Source organism: Vibrio gelatinilyticus (genome assembly GCF_022836845.1).
GTDB lineage: Bacteria > Pseudomonadota > Gammaproteobacteria > Enterobacterales > Vibrionaceae > Vibrio > Vibrio gelatinilyticus.
Genome location: NZ_JAJNNZ010000003.1, coordinates 254577 through 274939, shown reverse-complemented (window position 1 = coordinate 274939; position 20363 = coordinate 254577). Strand labels below are relative to the sequence as shown.

Genomic DNA, 20363 nt, shown 5'->3' with positions numbered 1-20363 from the left:
ACACCATGAAAATGATACTGACTCCTCAACAGAAACAGCAACTCGAAAAGATGCATGATTCCACTCGCGATGGTCGAGAGCGTGACCGTATCAAAGCGGTATTACTTGCTTCTGAAGGGTGGAGTCAGGTGATGATTTCTCAAGCCCTTCGCATCCATGAATCGACTGTCGTACGTCATCTTAGTGATTATGTTCTTTGTGAAAAACTTAACCCAGAGAATGGTGGTAGCCAAAGCCGACTTTCTGCTGAGCAAACCAAGCAACTTATCGATCACCCGCCTGACTGAGACGACGTATTTTCACACTCACCAAATTGTCGCTTATGTAGACGCTGAATTTGGTATTCGATACACCGTTGCAGGCATGAACAAGTGGCTCCATCAACACGGCTTCTCCTATAAGAAGCCCAAAGGTGTACCACACAAGTTTAATCCACAGATACAGCAAGCCTTTATTGAACACTACAACAAGACACTAAAAAACAGCGAAGACCCGGTGTTGTTCATGGATGCAGTTCATCCAACGCAGTCAACAAAACTCAGTTATGGCTGGATACGAAAAGGCCAAGACAAAGTGATTGAGACAACAGGCAGTCGAACTCGTCTGAATATTATCGGTGCGTTACCACTTAAAAATATTGGTGCGACGGTGACAGAAACGTATGACACGATAAACAGCAAGAGTATCGTCCACTTCTTCTGGAAGCTGAAAAAAGAGCATTATCCGTTAGAGCAAAAAGTTCACTTAGTTCTTGATGGCGCAGCTTATCATCGGTCAGAGTTGGTGATGAATGAGCATACGAGGAACAATATATATTTCTCTTCAAAGACCGAATTTACCACCGCGATTAATGTTTTTTTCAAGGTAACGTTACCAGAAGTTGCAGGCTCACTCGTATCCAGAATTACGGATAATTTTCAGGTTTTGAAACCTGCATCTTCAAGTTGAACGGGTATAGCTGTATATCAAGTGGCTGTGCAGCCCCTTGGTTGCTTGACCCAATTGTTGCAGTAGCCATTACTCAATTTTTCTAAAAAACCATAAGTTGATGTTCCAACCCTCGATTTACCCTTCAAACGCTTTGGCATTTACTATCCTACGCCAGCAAGAGACGCTAAAGTCACTCGCTGGTTATCCCAAGAAGTATCGTCCATATTAAAATGTTTAAATAATGACACATAACTATCTTGGCCTCATGCAAAAGCAACAATTCAGCTAATGCGGTGTCCTCAATGGCACCGCTATAGACTTAACTTATCATTGAGGCGTGCATGTTAAGTTTTGGATCGGAACACTGTCTTTAATGTCACCCTTCCCGTTTGAATTTACTTATCTGGCTGCTCTCGTAAATCCCTTTGGTTTCTTCACCTGTAAGCTCGTCACAAGCCCAATAGCATGTCAAATAAGAGTTGTCGGGAGGCCTGAGTGTTGTTTCGATGGGTATTGTATTCAACGTGCGTATCCGCAGTAGCCAACGGCGATAACTTGATGCTCCATAGCGCGTCAAGCTGATTTGGGACGATCGAATATCGAACATCGATGATACTCATCTCATCCGATGGGTGTTTCGCTAGAAAGCCATTTGAAAACCAGCGGAAGCGTTCAATGTCTATGGCTTGTTGCGAGTTTGGATCAAGCCATGGGAAATCTCTGTCAACATCTAACTTAGCGACAGACTCCCCAGGATAGATTTTTATCGATGTTCCTGCTCTCACGGCATCAACGTAATAGGAATCCTCTGTTTCGTACACCACTTTCCAAACCAAGATATTAGCAAAACTCGGTTTAGCCACCAGCTGTGTTGGTTCATGTTGTCGTTCTTGCGCTAACTGCCACCCTGCAGCTTCAGCTCTGTCTCTTTGTATCATCCCTAGCGTTGGGTAAACCAGTGCCCAAAGAAAGGCAATACGTGCCATCCACGGGATTTTCTTTAGCGTTGCAAATACAAGCAGTAGCAATATGGGAAGAGTAAATAGAGGATCGATGACAGACACGGTATTCCAGGCATAACGCTCATTGGTTAATGGCCAAAATAACTGTGTGCCATAGGTCGTGCAGGCATCTAATAACGCATGTGTACTAAAGCCAAGCGCACAATAAAGCCAACTTTGTTTAAACGAGAGGCCGCACCTTTTTGCTATCAGTGGATGTAGAACTAAAGCGCACAATACACTACCAATAGGGATGAAAAAAAGTGAATGGGTAAACTGACGATGGAATTCCAGAAACAGTAAGGGATCGCTTTGCGAGCGAATAAGTACATCCAAATCCGGCGCCATTCCGGCCAGCAACCCCAATACTCCAGCAATAACTAAGTGCTGTTTTTTACTCACCGATTGTGACAAAGAGGCACCCAGCACCCCCTGCGTTAATGGATCCATAATAAACTCATTGTTGGCTCGCGACTAATTTACATATAATACCTTGTGCTCCAGCACTCAATCGAATTTAGCAGCAGGATATTGTTGAAACTTTGAATGGACGCATTCTGGCGAACTAAAGTGTTAGCTTTTTTTGAATCAAACTTTCCTTTACTAGACACTTTACTGGGGCATCAAGCTTTTAAATACGCTATTGCTTCGGGGTGAATACTTTTAAACTGGAGCCTTTCAGGTTAAAAATGATTTGAACTTGAAAGCGAGTCGCTAATGACTCGCTTTTCGTAGAATTAAAAGTATGTATTAGTGCTTGATATATGTACTAAGACAACTAGTTCCAGTGTGGTAATTCAACCAGCTTAGCCTCCTCTACAATCGGCACGCCATCCTCAATCAATAAATAACGACTAAGAACCAAATGAATAACTGCACCGCGGACTTTATTTAAGTAATCCTCTTTACTCGGGTAACGTTGTGCAAGCTCTTCAGAAGAAAAAGCTTCGAATGTTCCCCCATTTGCGAAGAATATGCCTCCTCCTCCCGCATAGGTATAGTCAATCCCTCCATACTGACCCAGAGGTGCTCCTACATTAACTAATAGACTTGAATTGAGCGTCGTTGTCATATGCGGTAGTCGAATTCCACCTAGTGCATTGCCATCACCATCCTCCGCTATTGCGTAGACGTCACCGCCACTCCAGCTCATAAGGTTAGGATCATTTCTTAGATCCAAAAATGAAACAGGGTCTGAACCAAACAAAGACGATTCCATCAATTGACTTTTAGCGGGTGGCAAACCAAATTTGACTTGCAAGTATAAATTCCAGAACGATGCTCGTACCGCAGGTACAACAGAAACTGGGTTCTGTTTAAAGGTAAAACCAAAAGGTCCGAATATCGTATCAAATGGAAGGAAGTTCGCGTCGATATGCGCTAATCCCGCATAGTCATAAACTGACAAGAACTCAGATGGCGTTCGCAGCGCACCACTACCAAAGGACAGCTCTATCTCACTTTGAGTATTAAATGCGACGGTCGGGACATGTTGCTGAGGGGGTTCTGCGCAATCGTGATAAACCCAAGGAAAGGGAGTATCTTGAAGTGAGCGGCAAATACCACCCGCTACGCCCAAAAACAGTCCATCAAATATGGGGGTACCCTCTTTTCCGTTTAAATCACTTGTCAAAATATCTGCAAGTAATTTTCCAGATTGGGACCAGCCAAAACCAATCGTATGTTTGATTTTGCAAGCAGATTTTGGGGACAGGCGATTTGCCAATTTTGGTTGTCGGACAGCTTTGGAAAGTTCTCGTAACACAATGTACCCATCAGTCGCTCGCTCCAAGTCGCCGTTGAGCTCGTAGTCTAGAACGCTCTTGTTCCACTGAACACTATAGTAAGTAAATCCTGAGTCGCTATTTCTACCAGAGATAATGTCATCACCTAGGAACATTTTTGCAAAGTAGAGAGGTGTATAGCCTAAAGGTGTTTCGGGAAATTCAAATAACACACTATTAACGACATCAATAATCGCTGTGTTGTTACATTTTCCTTTGGGTATTAAAGCGGTCACTGGTACTGCAAACGCACCATGCGTGCCATCATTTCGGATAAAAGTGCCGGAGAAGTTAGCGGTCACTTGGTAGTATGGTTTATCGACCAACAAGGTTTCCGTCATTTCAACATTAGAAAACGGTGAGGCTGCAAATGCGTTAGCGGTCAATAAAAAGCACAAACGTACAACGAATTTCGTCAGGTTGATAGTTTTCATCGTAGCCCTCCTATGTATGAAGGCGTCTTGTTAATGACACAATTGTCCGCAATAAAGTTTAGTAGAGTTATTGTTTATTTTCCCCATCCGAACCATTGGTTCTCCGATGTGCTATAAATGAATATGCATCCCTCATGATTCTGATTGAACCAGATTTCTTACTCCAAGCGTTCACACAAAAATGAGTGAGTATTGTGCCTGATACGAGTTCCCGCGAGAGATTAATTAATCTCAGTAGACACGCTGGTAACTCATCGATTGAATAACGTCATCTAATGGTATCGCCTGGATAGACGATAGGTTATTCCCCGGCCTTTCTACTGACTCCAAAAAACTGCTCTGGAGATTTTTCTTTGCCCTGTTGAATGACATACTCCAGTTCATCGGCTAGCGGTGAACTCATCTGACGCAGCGTATTCAAGTCCTGCTGGGCGAGCTTTTCATTTCCCATTTGTACATGAAGTACCCCTCGGTACATATACGGCTCTGGCAGGCTCGGCGACAATGCAATGGCTTTGTTGTAATGAAATAACGCTGTTGAATAATTCTCTGAGCCTTGTTTTCGCAGTGTGTACGCTAGATTGTTATGTGCTTCGGCCCAGTTCTTATCACGTTTAAGAGCAGCGCGAAATTTACGTTCAGCCTCTCTGAACTCTTTGTCCAACATTAATTCAACGCCCTGGTTATACAATCGCTGATGCTTATTTAGGCTATTTGAATAGCTTGACCCAGAACCCTTCGCATACGCATTGGTTATAAAAATCAGTGCAAGAATAGTCATTAATGTCTTTAGCATAAGTCGCCACTTCCATTTCATCTTGAGGTAGTGTTTCTACGTGTTAGGCCTTCATAAGGGGCAACCATCAGATGCATTCATGCAAAAGCTATATCCTGGCTTAAAGATTAAGAAGCGACCTAACCAGATCCTTTGTAATTACACAGACAATACATAACCATCCGCTATGCTTTAACTAAACTAGACTTCATATATTCTTATGTTTAATGACTCTATAGTTACCTCATCTCCTGTTCCCATAATGTATGAGGTCAACTATGTTCCGTACCCTAACACCAACAGCCCTTTCTCTTGCTGTCCTAGCTTCTTTTTCTGCTAGCGCCGAATATTCTAGCCTTGAGGACTATCAAGGAAAGCCAGCGAGCGTTCATACGCAACAAGCCAATCAGTCTCTGGCGAAAAACCTACCATCGAATGATGTTTCCGCTTTTGAACGCACACAAAAAGGGCTAATTGCAGAGTTTGGAAACCACGCGGCTGGTGAGCTAAAGAATCGCTTCCAATACATGATGGACATGTCAGTTGAAGAAATCCCGACAACCGTGAATCCGTCGATTTGGCGTCAAGGCATGCTCAACTACACTGCTGGTGGACTTTACGAAGTGACCGATGGTGTTTATCAGATCCGTGGTGCTGATCTGTCTAACATGACGATTTACAGAACGAAAAATGGATACGTTATCCACGATCCATTGCTATCAAGAGAAGCGGCATCTGCTTCTTGGGATTTCGCTAAAACACACCTTCCAAAAATCAATGGCGAACATAAGATCACGGGTATGATTTACTCACACATGCATGCTGATCACTTCGGTGGCTCTCGTGGCGTTTATGAGTCGGGCGATTTTGCTAAGGATGCTCCTATTTATGCACCGAAAGATTTCATCAAGGAATTGTCTGATGAGAACGTGTTGGCTGGAACAGCAATGGGACGCCGGGCCAACTACCAATACGGCACCACTTTGGGTAACGATACTAAGGGGATCGTAGATAACGCTCTTGGCCTTGGTACTTCAAGAGGCGAAGTCACTCTGGTTGCACCTACCATTGAGATCCAAGAAACAGAAAAAGTCATCACTATCGATGGATTGGAGTTCCGCGCTATCAATATGCCTGGCGCTGAAGCTCCTGCAGAAATCGTACTGTATGTACCACAATACCGCTCTTTGAACACCGCAGAGCTGACCTACGACGGCATGCACAATATTTATACTTTCCGTGGCGCAAAAGTGCGTGACGCGTTGGTATGGACAAAATACCTAACTGAACTGAAACTTCGCTTTGTAGATTCAGGTCTGGTAGACAGCATCCACGCCGCTCACTCAGCGCCAGTTTGGAACGATCCTGCGACAGCAGAAAATGAAATCGCCGAATACATGACACTTCAACGTGACAACTACGGCTTTATTCATAATCAGGCGATGCGTCTTGCCAACCATGGCGTTACTATCCACGATGTTGGCCGCGAAATTGATAAGATCGTGCCTGAATCACAGCAACAAACCTGGCACACCAACGGTTACCACGGTTCATACAGCCACAATGCTCGCGCTGTAGTGAACCTATACCTTGGTTATCATGACATGAATCCGGTCAACACCAACCCACTTAAGACCGAACAAAAGTCTTGTGTGTACGTTAAGGCCGCTGGCGCAGATGTACTTTACAAAGCGGGTATTGCCCACTTTAAAAAAGGTGAATATCAAGAATCATCACAACTGTTTAACGACTTGGTGCAATGTGAGCCAAATAACATCGATTACCGATATGCACTGGCTGACAGTTTCGAGCAGCAAGGTTACCAGTCTGAGACAATGGCATGGCGTAACTCGTACTTGCAAGGCGCCGTTGAGCTAAGAACAGGTGAAATCAAGTCATCAATTAAATTAGCGTCAGCCGATGTTATTGCTAATACTCCAACAGGAATGTTCCTAGACTTTATTGCAGTACGACTCAATGCCGAGAAAGCCGAAAAGGCAGGCCTGAACTTCAGCTTTGGACTTTATCACCCAGATGTAGAAGAGCGTTTCTACGGAGAAGTGTCTAACGCCAATATGAGTAACATTGAAGTTGATAGCTTACCTAAGACTGATGTCGAGCTCATCGTCAATAAATCAGACCTTACCAATATCGCATTGGGCAAAACGACATTGGCAAAATTGCTAGAATCGGGACAAGCTGGTTTGAAAGGTAACGGTGAACACATCAAAGGCTTAGCCGCAAGTCTGGATAGCTTTGATGGCATGTTTGAAATATTGCCAATGCCTAACAAATAACACGGTTATTAGTGCCCAGATATCCATCTGGGCACTTTTTAACTCCATTTTAAACCTCAGCTAGAGAACAACAAACGTAATACCATAACCGCAGCAGATGCCAATATCGCTGCAACCATAATGGAGCCCTAAAATTTAGAGTTAGGATCAAAGCTGAATCCTTGTCCTCCGAGAGAGGCTTCATACATTAAGCCACCCTTGGTTACAGTAAATATCGCCATTCCATCGACATAGTGCGCTTCACTTTGTTTGTCTCCAACCGATGCTCCTACGCCTGCAGTTCCAGCCTGTGCGGAGGCCCCGACCGTAAGTGCAACCGCCGAAGCTTGTGCGCCAAATTCGAAATTTCCGGTGGTAAACTCTTGATAAGCTTTCTCGGTCTTGAAAAAGATGATCTCACTGTACACTTGCCCACCAAGCTGAAAACCGATAGTGACCTGAGCAAGTTGGCTATCACCCACATGAGTCCCTTTACGATAGACTCTACCTTCTCCGTAAGCACCGCCAATACCAAAACCACCTTTGCCCACCGTTGGAAACAATGCATAACCATAAGCATTTTTAAAAAACGGCGCTGTCGCTTGTGCCGATTGAAAACGTTGCAAGGCTTCGTTGTAGCCCCCATCCTTGGGATTAGCTAGGCTCAATGAGCTGTGTGCCACTAAAACACACATCATTAATAGCTGGATCATGCGACGGGCACTGGCCAAATAAAACATGTAAAAATTCCCTTTTTGTATCATTGTTTATTATCGTCAGGGTAACATCGCTGCTTTGAGCAATACAGTGAGATTGAAGGAGTCTTATTCGGAACTTTGACACGCTTACCAACATTGGATTTTTTGGCAATGCGTTATACTCTAGGGGATAACATGATTCTATTTCTTGCAATCGCGAAGGTATTATTTTGAGAAAACAATTATCCGTTTTTATCGTCCTTTTTTCTCTGCTATTTTCAGGTCTTAGCCTCGCATCCGAGCGCGCAGTAAAAGGTTGGGATAAAGTCTCTGAAGGCGCCCTGCTCGTTGACGTACGAACACCGGGCGAGTTTAAAGAGCAACACTTGTCCGGTGCGGTCAATTATCCATTGTCTGATTTACTCATCCATTTTAAGGATGTCGATAAAGACCTGCCTATCGTGGTGTATTGCCGCAGCGGTAATCGCTCAGGGCAAGCAAAGAGAACACTGAATTCCCAAGGCTTTACTCATGTCCACAATGCAGGTGGCCTTGGCGAAATGTTAAGTTCAAAATAGTAACAAGTGACGGCACATCACCACCGTCACACCCTCTTCATCTGACCAGAGCAGCCTTGCTATTAGCGCGAAGTTGGTTCATTAATAAAACACACAACATACTTATGCCAACCGCAATATAAAAACCACCTAGCGAAAGCTGCGATGTCACCCAGTGCTCAACCAGAAAGCCTCCAAATACACCTGCAATACACATTTGAATAGAACCTGATAACGCCGATACCGAGCCTGCCTGAGCTTTGTGAGGAGCAAGCAAAAGGCTAATAGACAATGGGAATGAGATACCCTGAGCAATGGTTAGCCCGGTAAAAGCCCAAACCAGGTTAAAGATGCTAGTGGACGTCACTAGTAACCAGATTCCTGCAAATACCGTCAATCCAATTGCTAATAATAAAAGCTGAGGAGTGGATAACCGACGATTAAGGACATTAAGCGCAATACTGCCAAACATTAAACCAGCCGAAGGAATGATCATTACTGAACCATATTCTGCGGATGTTAGACCCAATTGATGCTGCATTAGAAAGGGAAAAACAGACAAAGTGACTAAGCTACCCAGATAGCTTACCCAGTTGTAACTCGCGCTTCCTAGGACTTGAGAGTTGGTGAGCAAACGTCCATAGGTCGTCACCACCGATTTGAATTTAAAAGGCCTTTTTGCGTACGGCAGTGTTTCAGGAAGAATATACCAACCCAATACAAAGATCCCAACCAGGTAGAGCAGCACAAACAAGAACACCGCTTGCCACCCTATATGAAAAGCGATCAAGCCGCCAAATACTGGTGCGATTATCGGCATGACTGACGCGGTGACAGAAATGTAAGATAGGGCCTTGGTTAACTGTGAACCGTCATAGCTGTCACGTAATACACTGCGCCCGAGTACAGATGCACTTCCAGCGCCTAACCCTTGAAGTAAGCGACCAAACTCAAGTGCTGCGAAGGAATCGGACAAAGATATGCAAATTATAGTTCCTACCAAATAAATGCCCTGCCCCAGCAAGAAGACTGGCCGGCGACCAATCGCATCCGATAAGGGGCCATAAAACAACTGTGACAAGCCAAACCCCATTAAAAATAGAGTGACTAACATCTGGATATCAGCCTGAGAAACAAATAGAGATTCGCTGATCATTGGTAAAGCTGGCAAGTAAATACTCACGCCTACTTGTCCTGTCGCGATGATCATCATGGCCAACAACATTGGCGTTTTTTTGAAGTGCTTATGATTTTTCTTATTCATGTTGGCATTCTATATTGCCAACCTATGATTGATAATATACAAAATAGGAAATAGATTACGTCCTAATAGGAATTAGTGATGGATTGGATACAGTGCATACAGAGTTACATTAAGGTTGTAGAGGAAAGCAGCTTTAATGGTGCGGCAAGACGAATGAACACCACCAGCTCTGCTATCAGCAAGCGTGTCCATTGGCTAGAAGAGGAAATTGGCGTACAACTGTTAAAAAGAACGACCCGTTCTGTGACGTTAACCGAAGCTGGTGCCGTCTTCTATCAGCGTTCCAAAGATTCGATGGAGAGATTTCAATCGAATGTCGATGAGACACGTTCTGTAAATAAGACGCCAGCAGGCCTGCTAAAAATAGGCGCAACCATCGCCGTTGGTTCAAAATTCCTGGTTCAATATCTTGATGATTTTCTCAAACAGTATCCCGATATACGTATACAACTTATCACTACGGTTCCAGGGCAACTTCCTGAAACAAACTTAGATCTCTTCATCAGCCGAGAAATCGAACACCTTAATTCTCTCAGTTACAAGCAAACGGCCCTGTTTGAACAACGTGTCGGGTTCTATGCCGCTCCCAGTTACATCGAAATGTTTGGCAAGCCCAAAGAGGCCGACGAACTTAAACAACACAATGTACTTATTTGGGGAGAAAGTCCACAACGTGAGTACAAGATATCTCGCAACCGTCGCTTGCAGCTATCTGGGAATTTTTCGACCACCAATCCGGAAGCATTATTCTATGCTGCTAAACAAGGAATGGGGATCTTGATCAGCAACGACTTCATGATCAAAGAGGAAATAAAATCGGGTACATTAGTTCGAATGCTCCCTGAAATCACAGCACAAGAAGCCACTGTTTATGCCTACTACCCTAAGCTAGACTACGAGCATACCCCGACCAAATTGTTTCTTGATCATATAAAAAGCAGACTCGAACAAAATAACCGATAGTTCACGTCGCTCGCACCACCATGCGAGTTGCCATGCATCAAATGGTAATTACGACGCGCACCGCTAACAAAATCAATACAATGCCTGATAATCGGTCTATAAGTTGAGCTCTCATCTTCAAAGAATCAATCAACTTTGGATTCGATAAAAGTATAGTAATAAAGGTATACCAGAGTCCATCAACGACAAGAGGAGTACCGATGATCAATGCCTTGCTCGAAAGCTCGTTACCAATCGCGACAAATTGACTAAATAAAGCAGTAAAAAAAATCGCTATTTTAGGGCTCAATAGGGAGATCATTAAGCCTTCTTTTGCGGACGTCAAGACACTGACAGCTTGTCCTGATTCAAGTCTGTCGACAACCCCTCCTTTTGAGCGAATAGCATTCAAACCCATCCATGCTAAATAAAGAGCGCCAGCAATGGTGATCGTTTTGAAAAGAAGGGGAAATTGATGCAGCAATACTGCAAGGCCCAATACTGTCACTAATGCATAGATCCCGATTCCAAACGCGTGCGCCCAAGCGGTCGCGATACCATTTGTACGTCCTCCTGCTAAACTGTGTTTTGCAACAACAGCTAAACTGGGGCCAGGGGACATTGCCCCAAGTAGGCAAATGGTTAACAGGGAAAGCCAAATACTAAACGTCATAAAATCCTCTCTTGCTATGAGGTAACGTTAACACCGGTTACCAAGCCTCGTAAATAGCAAAGCAGATTTATACAATAATCTACATGATACGCAATCTCAATTTGGTGGCAGATTTTCTACCAAAGATAACCTATTCGAGAACACTATCCTTTTGCCCACCTGTCTTTTCGGTAGTCCCCAACAGCTGTTTGAGCTAAAACTATTGGCTCTAGACGTGGTTAGTATTTCATATACATACAACTTCAATTAAAAAACAACTTCCCGACATCGGCCGGGAAGTCGAATACTCAATCTCACTCAGGGAATGGGGCGTAACAATCACTGTAGGTACTTGGTATCACTACGAGTGCGTCGTTATTGTTAAAACCATCTAAAAGCTCCGACATAGCGACGATGTCGGCAACGTCATTAGACAGCCATACAGTAATGGCTTCATCAATAAGCGAGCTCAAGCTCACCCAATTGCCATTAACCTGTAACGTCACATCACCGGATAGGCCTGAGTTATCAGGTCTGTGACGAGTGTTAAATAGGAAAGCCAGCAATTGTTGAGCTAACTGCTCTTTATGTAAATGCGTTTCCGCATCACCATTATTGTCCACCAAAAATTGGGACACTTCGGATTGCCATGTACCCGCTTCCCAAATTACACCATCACCACTAAATGCGGCACTAACCGGTGAGTTGTCGCTAAACAATCCATCAAACGGTTCGTCACCACTTCCGAAGTAGGCTGATGCAGAGCTATAAGGTGCAAGTCCATTCACATAAACTCGATCCGCTTCGGTCAGCTCGCTTAATCCATTCTTGTTATGCCAATAACCTTTTGTGTCAAAGTTGACGATTAATTCACAGGTATTGTTAAACTCGAATCCGCCGCCCGTTAGACCATCATCGCGTTTGTATACCTCACCATCGATCACTGGCAACTCATTGACATAACTCAATACCGAACGCACATCAAACGTCACGGTGTGTGGCGAAGTATTCACCCACCCCTGTGCTTGACTCAGTTGTTCCTGAAGTACGTAACTTGCCAAATCACCTCGAATATTAGGAACGAGAGCCCTGAAGCGAACACAGCCATCACTGCCTGTTTGTTTGGAGATGGTCCGGTTGTACATTCCCGCAATATCATTGCCAAAGATGTTCACAAGCTTAGTCCATAAGACTGGCGTATCATCTATGTTAATATTATCAGGAAGAGGCACACTTTTCGGAACCGTTAGGACAACAGGCCAATTGGCAATGTTGTGCTCGCCTGAGTCTTTCACCCCGTTTCGATTACTATCAAAAACTTTACAAACGGTAATATCGGCAATACCCACACTACCGAACGACGCAACTAATACAGGAGCCGGATCTTCACCTTTAGTGCCAGGTACAGGGTCGGCAAAATTAGAAGGAATAAAACCATCATCGGTTTGCTCGCCTGTGTCACGGCTTATCACCTGCACTCCCTGTCCTTGATCACAAGCCAGCGGCGAAACAAAGTCGAGACGCAAGCTTCCGTCATTATGCAGTGGCGCGTAGTCACGAAGCTCAGCAAAGGTCGCAAAATGGCTGTAATTTGCATTCAAAGGGGTGACGCCATTTTGTTGCGCAAACCACATAAACTGATCGACAGACCATGCGGCAAGCTCTTGCTCTAACACGCTAAAAGTAATCGGAAACGCTTCAGAGTTGGTCGTTCTGAAAACATTTCGAATCTTCAAAGGATCGATCACTCCGAAATCCCAATTTTTGATTAACTCGTCACCTTCTGGATCATATTGACAATTTAGATTTTTGTCATGGAAAGAACGAAGCGCAATATCGTAGGTAACCGGCACATCTCTATCACCGAGTCGAACTTTGAAATTATCAGTTTTAGAGAACCGAGGAACGAACCCAAAGAAGTGATTACATAGCTCACCCGTAGCACCGTCACTGACATATTCTTCCCCACCACAGGCATCAATAACACTTTGCTCCGTAGCAACCCAGGCTTTATAAACACCACCTGAGTTCGGTGTATTAGCAAAAGGAAAAAGCTGTATGGTATCGCCTTCAGATAATTCGCCGCCATTTTCTGCAATGTATTCACTGCCTAACATGTGAGAACAGGGGACTTCTACATCAACCCACTGGCCTTTGATTTTTTGGGAAACGGTATAAGTCGGATTCTGGAATTGGATACCATCTTCACCGTCAAAATAAAAAAGTCGGCATTCAAGTGGCTCTGCACTGAATGTAACAGCGTTTTTTGGCCCACCTTTTCCCTTCACTGATTCATAGCAACTTCCGCCATTGACTCCTGCGTCTGAATCTATACTAGATAGCAAACACTTACCTGAAGGGTTCGTCACTTGAAAATAGTAAAAACCTTCTGGAAGTGCCGCTGCAGAACCCGGGGCATTTGGACCCGGTCCTCCGTCTAAAAAGACTTCTTGCTTACTTTCATACCTAACATTCTCATTAACGATTTCTCCTGATGGTGTTGTTGTAAAGATTGCACCATCGAGCTTAGCGAAGGCATAGCCCGATAGAACCAATGACATTACGGCTAGTACAATAACTTTTACCCTACCATACCAGTTACATTTATTGCCGAGTAAACTCATCACAAGGCTCCTTAGAAATTTGTCGAGGGACAAACCTATAAGGCAAGTAACATTCCGTGATTTAACTTATTGATATTAAGTAACTAGTTTGGATCAACCGAAGGGGTTATTTACTAACGTACTGAATTACTTCAACTCACCCGTTACAAAGTGTAACGAAACACTGTGTCACACAATCTAGGCCTTTCTAATCATTGCAGCAAACGTATATTGTGTTTTTTCATCAAACGATAGAGTGTGGGCCTGGATATCCCAAGAGACTTAGCAGCCGCACTAATATTGTACCTATGTGTAAGGATCACTTGCTCTATATACTTAGATTTCAAGTTCGCAGGATTTGACCTCTCTGTAGCTGAATTACTATCCAAAGCGAAATCGCATGGATAAATAACCTCACTTTCAGCCAATACAATAGCGCGACGAATCACATTCTTTAACTCTCTTACATTACCCGGCCATGCATAATTGTTAAGACATTCAACAGCGTCAACACTAAAGCGAAGTGAACGACCAGAAGAGTGACTGACCAAAAAAAAGTTGGCTAATGGTAAGATATCATCAACACGCTCTCTGAGTGTGGGAATAGTCAACGGCAACACATTGAGTCGATAAAACAAATCACTACGAAACGTTTTATTAAGGATGGCTTCTTTTAGGTTAACATTTGTCGCGGTTATAACTCGGCAGTCCACTTCAATGACTCGATCAGAACCAACACTGGTCACTTCTTTGGATTCCAAAAAATGAAGCAAATGCCCTTGTGCGTCTAACGGCATTTCACCGATCTCATCGAGAAACAATGTCCCATTGCGCGCTCTTTGGATATAACCTTTGTGGTTATCGGACGCGCCAGTAAACGCTCCTTTTACATGGCCAAATAACTCAGACGATACCAAACCTTTTGAAATGGAACCGCAATTCACAGCAATGAAAGGCCCTCTGTGCATACTAGAATTCTTGTGAATTAACTTGGCACAGACTCCTTTACCTACACCTGTATCGCCTTCAATCAATACTTCTGCATTACACTGAGCATACTGTAAAATCCTTTTTTTCATCTCCTTAACTGTATTACCTACACCAATTAGTTCCTGCATAACGACTCCAAAGGCATAAAACGCAATGCCATACCATGCAGACCACACTACTCACTAGTGTAGTAAAAGGACTCATACAAAAGTTTAGTACCATCCTTGTGTCTCAATAGTGATACACAGATAGTGAACCCTGTAAGTTTGCAGCTCAGGTATCGATTGAGACTTGAACTGTGTTATCAGTCTCCTAACATTACAGTAAACAAGCATAAGGAAATGTTTATACCATGAAATGGATAGTGTGCTATTTTTCAATTTTGATGTTGAGTTCCGCTTTTGCCACCACCATCACTGTCGCCGATGAAAACTCTAAAGAACTCACAATTACACAAGAACAGCTATTGCAATTACCTCAACGTTCTATTATCACCGAACTTCCTTGGATTGAAGGTAAAAGCACATTTACTGGTGTATATATAGAAGATTTGTTAAACATAGTAGACAAAGAGTTACCAAGCCAGATACTCATCATTGCACTCAATAGCTACAATGTCACGATCCCAAAAAGTGACTTCATCAAATACAAGCCAATAATCGCCATTAAAAAAGATAACCAATTCATGTCTATCAGAAATAAGGGGCCTTTCTGGCTTATATTTCCACTTTCTGAATTACCGTCAATTGATAACGTAGATTATCATGCTAAAATGATTTGGCAAATATCTAGGATAGAGCTTTGAATATTAATAAAACCCTTTCGTTCTCTTTTTACATAAGAATTACAATGGTTATATCAATAATTTCATTGCTACTTTTCAACGGTTTTAACTCCTATAAAATAGCGTCGTTAAATAGTAAAGTAAATGAACGGCAAAACGAAGCTAGTTGGTTTGTGTATCAATTAATAAAAGAATATGCTAATTTAACAACACAACTTAGATTAGAACCTATAGAAATTAAAAAACTAAACTTATCCTACGATCTTACATGGAGTCGGTATGACATTTTATTAAACAGTAAAGTATCGAAAAGCTATTTTAAAGAAAAAAAATACAATCTCTTTTTTCAACGTGAATTTGATAAATTCAAATATTTAGAAAAGTCATTAAAACTAATAGAAAGAGGAGCAATTAAAAAAGACCTTGTTATAAAGGAATTCATGTTGAATTACTCAAGACTCATTGAATTTACCAATTCAAACCTAAGAATAGCGAGCCCAATCCTAACTCAAAATCAGGTTAATATATCTCATCTTATCGTCATTCAAAACATAACGATTATTTCTACTACAATACTATCTCTCGCATTACTATTTTTAATTACGAACGACTTATTAACAAAAAGTAGATGGAAAATAAAAGATACCATGACCAATTGTTACAATCGAATGTCATTATTCGATTTTCTCACTCACGACGAAAAAAATAATAATAGTGAATTCTGCATAGTTGCTTTGAAAATAACAAATTTAAAAGATATCAACCGAAGATTTGGATTTAATCACGGGGATGAGATACTGATAAGGGTAGCAAATAAAATTAATAGTATAATAGAACAAGAACAAAGAACCAAAAAACCAATGACATTTAGACTTACTGAGAAAACCTTTATCATCTTAAAAGAGAATGAAGATATTAAACATGACAATTCATTTATAAGGTCTTTCGATGAGAAAGCATTTCTCTCTGATACAGAACTAATACCAGAAGTATCATTGATAACACTTAGCAATATACCTAAGAATAAAATAATAGAATCGTTATCACTCTTAGACATCAGATAATATTAACAACTTGGGCGGTTACAGCCACTTTAACTTCATAGTCCTTTAACCATTCTTACATTGTCTTCTTTTGTGAAATCTATTTGGCTTTCTTTATTATTTTTAAGAAATCAGAAAAATCAAGTGGTTTACTCATCAAGTAGCCTTGAACCAAATCAACAGATAGAATTAATAGTATTTCTCTTTGCCTTTGCTCTTCTACCCCTTCAGCCACAACTTTAATCTCACTCGAATGCGCTAAATCGATCATCATTTTCACCATATGCTCATAAGCACTGTCTTCCATTATTTTGTCAATAAAGCTCTTGTCTATTTTTAGTTCATCAACGGGGTAATGCAGTAGTTGATTGAAAGCGGTGTAACCTGTACCAAAGTCATCTAATGAAACTTTAAAGCCCATTTCTCTGAGTTGTCTAATGATTGAAACTGTGTTTTTAGAACTTTCTACATAGCTGGTTTCTGTTAACTCTATTATCACTCTTCCAGGCTCAACTTCTCTATCTCGAATAATTGATCCGACTGATTTAATAAAATCCTGATTATAAAGCTCTAAAGCAGATATATTTACTGATATGGTCCCTTTATAGTCATATTTTTCGACTAGAATTTGGAACTTGTCTAATGCAGTCGATAACACCCAATGGTCTATTTTGGTGATCAAACCAGCTTGCTCGGCAATTGGAATAAATTCATCTGGTCCTGCGCCAATCTTACTAAGAAAAGAACTACGCAACAGCACTTCAACTCCTTCCACTCTTAACGTCACTGGATCAAAAATTGGCATATACGCTAACGTAAAGTCATCGTTTTCACAACACACCTTCACTGCTTCTCTTACTTCATCATTTCTTTCAAGTCTTTCAACTGATGCATCATCGAATATACAGAGACTAAACCTCTCCGATGATGTTTTGGCCACTTTCAATGCTTCTTCTGTTGCTTTATACCATAGTGTCTCTCCTAGGTTATTTAACATAGGAAAAATGGAGATCGCAAAGTTCAGAGTAAATTGATAGGTTGAAAACGCAATATCGGATTTTAGTAATTGGTTTATATTTCTTACTGAATCTAGAATGGGTTGCTTACCATCTGATTCAATTAAAGCTGCGAACTGATTACCTCCTATCCGTGCGATTGAATAATCACTACAACCCAACCCAAGATGATATTGATGGTTAAATACAGCTTCTCTTATCAAACTAGATGCTTCAATAAGTAACCTATCTGCCACTTGACTACCATATAAGTTATTGACTTTACGAAACTTAACTATATCCCAGCAGACAATATACAACTCCTTATCTACCAGCATTTCTGACCGCGTGGAAACAAATTTGAAAAAAGAATTACGATTGGCTAGTCCCGTCAGCGAATCAAATTCAGCTTGATATTTTATTTTTGCCAATGATTCAATGTAAGAGTTCTTTAAAATATCCACTTCGCCATTACCTTTAGATTTCTTAAAAAAGCTCAGGTTTAATCCTCCTTCATTGATATCTCTAACCAGAATTTTTATGGGTTTTAAGATTTGGAAATTTACCACAAAATAGATTAATGCTAGGATAGAGGTACAAGACAAAAACATATAAACGACTGTTGTCCATAAAAACTTTCTTCTCACATTGTCAAAATACTCGGGGAGCAACTCAATAAAAACACTCATATTATCTGTTTCGTAAGTCGCACTGGTCGTCGTTTGGTCAAAGATATGAGGACCATTATCTGTTTCGTTAATTTCCCTCAAGCTATCCGTATATTGCTCAATATCTAATAACAAACCATGGGTTGATAGTGGTAATTTTAATAGCTGAGTCAACTGATTTAGCGGGCCATCAACGATCAATATAAATCTTGAATCACTAGTATTCGCCCGCCTATCACTCGGTAGAAAGTGAGGTGTAAATGCCATAATATGAGTAAAGCGAAATGTATTATTATCTGCCACATAAGAACGGTCAGTATGTAGAAACTCATTGCCACTTTTCATAGTAATAAATGTACCGTACGCAAGCGAATAGACTTCATCCGGTATTGTCAAATCTTCAAATGGATCCCTATTAAAAGTCGAAATCGTTAAGTTAAACTCAGGGTCCAATACATAGAGGTTAAGATCTCCTAACTCATTAACTCGTGGAGTTCGTATTAGATCATTGGCGTACTTTTGTAAAAATGCCTGAGAAGAAGAGGATGAAGCACTCTGAATGTACCTTCCGAATTGCGCAGAACCTGCAGTTTCATATAGTATCGCTGAGATCGCCTGTTGCTCAAAAACATTAGCTTCTAGTGCGGTCGCAACTTTTTCACACCACTTTTCTAGTTGTAGTGTTCGAAAATATTTAAACTGCACGTGATACACTCCAATACCCGCAACAATGAACAAAAACAGAGTTAAAGGTAAAAGTGTTGAGTAAAGTCTCTTTATTAAGCTCATTTGTCTCTTAACCTATTAAGTATTTGCTCTCTGAAGCGATTCCCCTCCGGGTCAATACGTTGATACAAATAACTTCGGTCTATGACTTCCTTTGGTGGAAATAGCTGCTCATCACCTGAATACTCTTTTGAAGCAAGCGCTTTCGCCTTAGGAATTGGAGTCGCAAACCAAGCGTCTTCACTATTAATAGCTGCATTAGCCGGTTGAGATAGATATTTGATCACTTTCAAGGCATCTTTTGATATTTCTTCTTGCTCGGGTATTACCAAACATTCAAGCCAAATCGTCGATCCTTCTTTGGGCACAACATAATCCCATGTATCCGCGTCTTCTAATTCATTTAATGCGTATGCATCACCTGAATAACCATATGCAAGATCAAGAGAACGGATAAAGCTTGGATCATCAAAGTGTTCAATCACGTAATCTTGTGACTTTAAGTAACCCTTTTTCTCAAGCAAAATAGTGTATGCTCTTTTTAATTCAGCTTTGTCACTGGTAAAGGGATTAAGACCAAGATAAATAAGCGCGGTCGCGATCAAATCGACCGAGTCATAATACATTGACACCTTGTTCTTGAAAGACGCATCGGGTACCAAAATTGCCTTCCAAGACGTTATTGGCTGGTCGAAAGATGATTTCCGATAAAGAATTCCGGTCGTGCCCCACGCGTATGGAATGCCGTAATTTCCGCAAGCAGACAGCCAGCGACTTTCGTAGTGGTGTCCGACGTCTTCACGTATTGAGGACAGTTCATACAGTACACCTTGCTCAGCCAGCAAATTCAAAGCTACGCTTTCTATGACAACAAGATCAAATGACTTTCTCCGCTCTGTCAGTAATAACTGGTCCCGTGCCGACTCATCAGAGAAGTAACGCTCTCTTATTTCAATGCCAAGATCTTTTTTGACGCTATTGACTGTACGCTCTGACAAATACGCTTCCCAGTTATACAAATTGACGACGGAATAACTATAAGCTGGAAATGAATAAGCGAAGCAGAAGAGAGAAATGAACCTCAATACTCGACGTAGAGGGTTAAGAGGGTTGAAATCGTTAACTCTATTGGTTGACAACCGTAGTGAGGTAATATTCACAAAGCGCTCCCTGCAACTTTATTGTTACCTTTAGAGTCTAGTACAAAGTAACTAGCGCCTATGGGATAGAACGCTTCATTT

At 41.7% G+C, this 20363-nt stretch carries 15 protein-coding genes and 1 pseudogene; 6 read left to right on the top strand and 10 right to left on the bottom strand.

Annotation, left to right across the window (positions count from 1 at the left end; all coding sequences use genetic code 11):
• Positions 1-5: 5 nt before the first annotated feature.
• Positions 6-948: pseudogene (locus LNL84_RS05415) on the top strand (IS630 family transposase).
• A 431-nt stretch (positions 949-1379) separates the two neighbouring features.
• Here the strand turns inward: LNL84_RS05415 and LNL84_RS05410 are convergent.
• The 3 genes from LNL84_RS05410 to LNL84_RS05400 form a co-directional block, all read right to left on the bottom strand.
• A complete protein-coding gene (locus tag LNL84_RS05410) occupies positions 1380-2381 on the bottom strand; it encodes a metal-dependent hydrolase (protein ID WP_244355709.1) in 1002 nt (333 codons plus the stop codon).
• Positions 2382-2709: 328 nt separating this feature from the next.
• A complete protein-coding gene (locus LNL84_RS05405) occupies positions 2710-4149 on the bottom strand; it encodes an alpha/beta hydrolase domain-containing protein (protein ID WP_244355708.1) in 1440 nt (479 codons plus the stop codon).
• A 301-nt stretch (positions 4150-4450) separates the two neighbouring features.
• Entirely contained in the window at positions 4451-4945 is a 495-nt protein-coding gene (locus LNL84_RS05400; protein ID WP_244355707.1) for a tetratricopeptide repeat protein, read from the bottom strand.
• A 257-nt stretch (positions 4946-5202) separates the two neighbouring features.
• On the opposite strand from LNL84_RS05400, the gene LNL84_RS05395 reads away from it, so the two are divergent.
• Entirely contained in the window at positions 5203-7221 is a 2019-nt protein-coding gene (locus tag LNL84_RS05395) for an alkyl/aryl-sulfatase (RefSeq protein WP_244355706.1), read from the top strand.
• A 128-nt stretch (positions 7222-7349) separates the two neighbouring features.
• On the opposite strand, the gene LNL84_RS05390 is transcribed toward LNL84_RS05395, so the two are convergent.
• A complete protein-coding gene (locus tag LNL84_RS05390) occupies positions 7350-7940 on the bottom strand; it encodes a lipid-binding SYLF domain-containing protein (protein WP_244355705.1) in 591 nt (196 codons plus the stop codon).
• A gap of 188 nt (positions 7941-8128) precedes the next feature.
• On the opposite strand from LNL84_RS05390, the gene LNL84_RS05385 reads away from it, so the two are divergent.
• Positions 8129-8476: a rhodanese-like domain-containing protein gene (locus LNL84_RS05385; RefSeq protein WP_244355704.1), complete on the top strand. Its 348-nt coding sequence runs from the start codon at positions 8129-8131 to the stop codon at positions 8474-8476.
• A 37-nt stretch (positions 8477-8513) separates the two neighbouring features.
• Here LNL84_RS05385 and LNL84_RS05380 read toward each other — a convergent pair whose 3' ends face one another.
• Positions 8514-9719 (bottom strand): multidrug effflux MFS transporter, encoded by a 1206-nt coding sequence (locus tag LNL84_RS05380; RefSeq protein WP_244355703.1) that lies wholly within the window; start codon positions 9717-9719, stop codon positions 8514-8516.
• A 78-nt stretch (positions 9720-9797) separates the two neighbouring features.
• Here LNL84_RS05380 and LNL84_RS05375 point away from each other — a divergent pair, with 78 nt between their 5' ends.
• Entirely contained in the window at positions 9798-10682 is an 885-nt protein-coding gene (locus LNL84_RS05375; RefSeq protein WP_244355702.1) for a LysR family transcriptional regulator, read from the top strand.
• Positions 10683-10719: 37 nt separating this feature from the next.
• On the opposite strand, the gene LNL84_RS05370 is transcribed toward LNL84_RS05375, so the two are convergent.
• The 3 genes from LNL84_RS05370 to LNL84_RS05360 all read right to left on the bottom strand — a co-directional run bounded on the left by LNL84_RS05370 (position 10720) and on the right by LNL84_RS05360 (position 15034).
• The gene (locus tag LNL84_RS05370) at positions 10720-11334 is read right to left on the bottom strand and encodes a LysE family translocator (protein ID WP_244355701.1); all 615 of its coding nucleotides are present in this window, start codon (positions 11332-11334) and stop codon (positions 10720-10722) included.
• Positions 11335-11627: 293 nt separating this feature from the next.
• Complete coding sequence (locus LNL84_RS05365; protein WP_244355700.1) at positions 11628-13937, bottom strand: hypothetical protein; 2310 nt, start codon at positions 13935-13937, stop codon at positions 11628-11630.
• Between the two features lie 191 nt (positions 13938-14128).
• Complete coding sequence (locus tag LNL84_RS05360; protein WP_244355699.1) at positions 14129-15034, bottom strand: sigma-54 interaction domain-containing protein; 906 nt, start codon at positions 15032-15034, stop codon at positions 14129-14131.
• A gap of 224 nt (positions 15035-15258) precedes the next feature.
• Between LNL84_RS05360 and LNL84_RS05355 the strand changes: the two genes are divergently transcribed.
• Both LNL84_RS05355 and LNL84_RS05350 read left to right on the top strand, forming a co-directional pair.
• Positions 15259-15711 carry a putative pterin-binding protein gene (locus LNL84_RS05355; protein ID WP_244355698.1) on the top strand — a complete coding sequence of 151 codons (453 nt, stop codon included), beginning with the start codon at positions 15259-15261 and terminating at the stop codon, positions 15709-15711.
• Entirely contained in the window at positions 15708-16754 is a 1047-nt protein-coding gene (locus LNL84_RS05350) for a diguanylate cyclase domain-containing protein (protein WP_244355697.1), read from the top strand. The genes LNL84_RS05355 and LNL84_RS05350 overlap by 4 nt, the downstream gene beginning before the upstream one ends.
• Positions 16755-16833: 79 nt before the next feature.
• Here LNL84_RS05350 and LNL84_RS05345 read toward each other — a convergent pair whose 3' ends face one another.
• Together LNL84_RS05345 and LNL84_RS05340 are read right to left on the bottom strand one after the other, a co-directional pair.
• Positions 16834-19185: a putative bifunctional diguanylate cyclase/phosphodiesterase gene (locus LNL84_RS05345; RefSeq protein WP_244355696.1), complete on the bottom strand. Its 2352-nt coding sequence runs from the start codon at positions 19183-19185 to the stop codon at positions 16834-16836.
• The gene (locus LNL84_RS05340; protein WP_244355695.1) at positions 19182-20282 is read right to left on the bottom strand and encodes a polyamine ABC transporter substrate-binding protein; all 1101 of its coding nucleotides are present in this window, start codon (positions 20280-20282) and stop codon (positions 19182-19184) included. Before LNL84_RS05340 ends, LNL84_RS05345 begins: the two co-directional genes overlap by 4 nt.
• Positions 20283-20363 lie beyond the last annotated feature (81 nt).

Bases quoted from the DNA above. Each gene is read 5' to 3' on its own strand.
- LNL84_RS05345 (WP_244355696.1), bottom strand. From the start codon at position 19,185: ATGAGCTTAATAAAGAGACTTTACTCAACACTTTTACCTTTAACTCTG.
- LNL84_RS05395 (WP_244355706.1), top strand. From the start codon at position 5,203: ATGTTCCGTACCCTAACACCAACAGCCCTTTCTCTTGCTGTCCTAGCT.
- LNL84_RS05370 (WP_244355701.1), bottom strand. From the start codon at position 11,334: ATGACGTTTAGTATTTGGCTTTCCCTGTTAACCATTTGCCTACTTGGG.
- LNL84_RS05410 (WP_244355709.1), bottom strand. From the start codon at position 2,381: ATGGATCCATTAACGCAGGGGGTGCTGGGTGCCTCTTTGTCACAATCG.
- LNL84_RS05360 (WP_244355699.1), bottom strand. From the start codon at position 15,034: ATGCAGGAACTAATTGGTGTAGGTAATACAGTTAAGGAGATGAAAAAA.
- LNL84_RS05375 (WP_244355702.1), top strand. From the start codon at position 9,798: ATGGATTGGATACAGTGCATACAGAGTTACATTAAGGTTGTAGAGGAA.
- LNL84_RS05365 (WP_244355700.1), bottom strand. From the start codon at position 13,937: ATGAGTTTACTCGGCAATAAATGTAACTGGTATGGTAGGGTAAAAGTT.
- LNL84_RS05390 (WP_244355705.1), bottom strand. From the start codon at position 7,940: ATGTTTTATTTGGCCAGTGCCCGTCGCATGATCCAGCTATTAATGATG.
- LNL84_RS05405 (WP_244355708.1), bottom strand. From the start codon at position 4,149: ATGAAAACTATCAACCTGACGAAATTCGTTGTACGTTTGTGCTTTTTA.
- LNL84_RS05400 (WP_244355707.1), bottom strand. From the start codon at position 4,945: ATGCTAAAGACATTAATGACTATTCTTGCACTGATTTTTATAACCAAT.
- LNL84_RS05380 (WP_244355703.1), bottom strand. From the start codon at position 9,719: ATGAATAAGAAAAATCATAAGCACTTCAAAAAAACGCCAATGTTGTTG.
- LNL84_RS05355 (WP_244355698.1), top strand. From the start codon at position 15,259: ATGAAATGGATAGTGTGCTATTTTTCAATTTTGATGTTGAGTTCCGCT.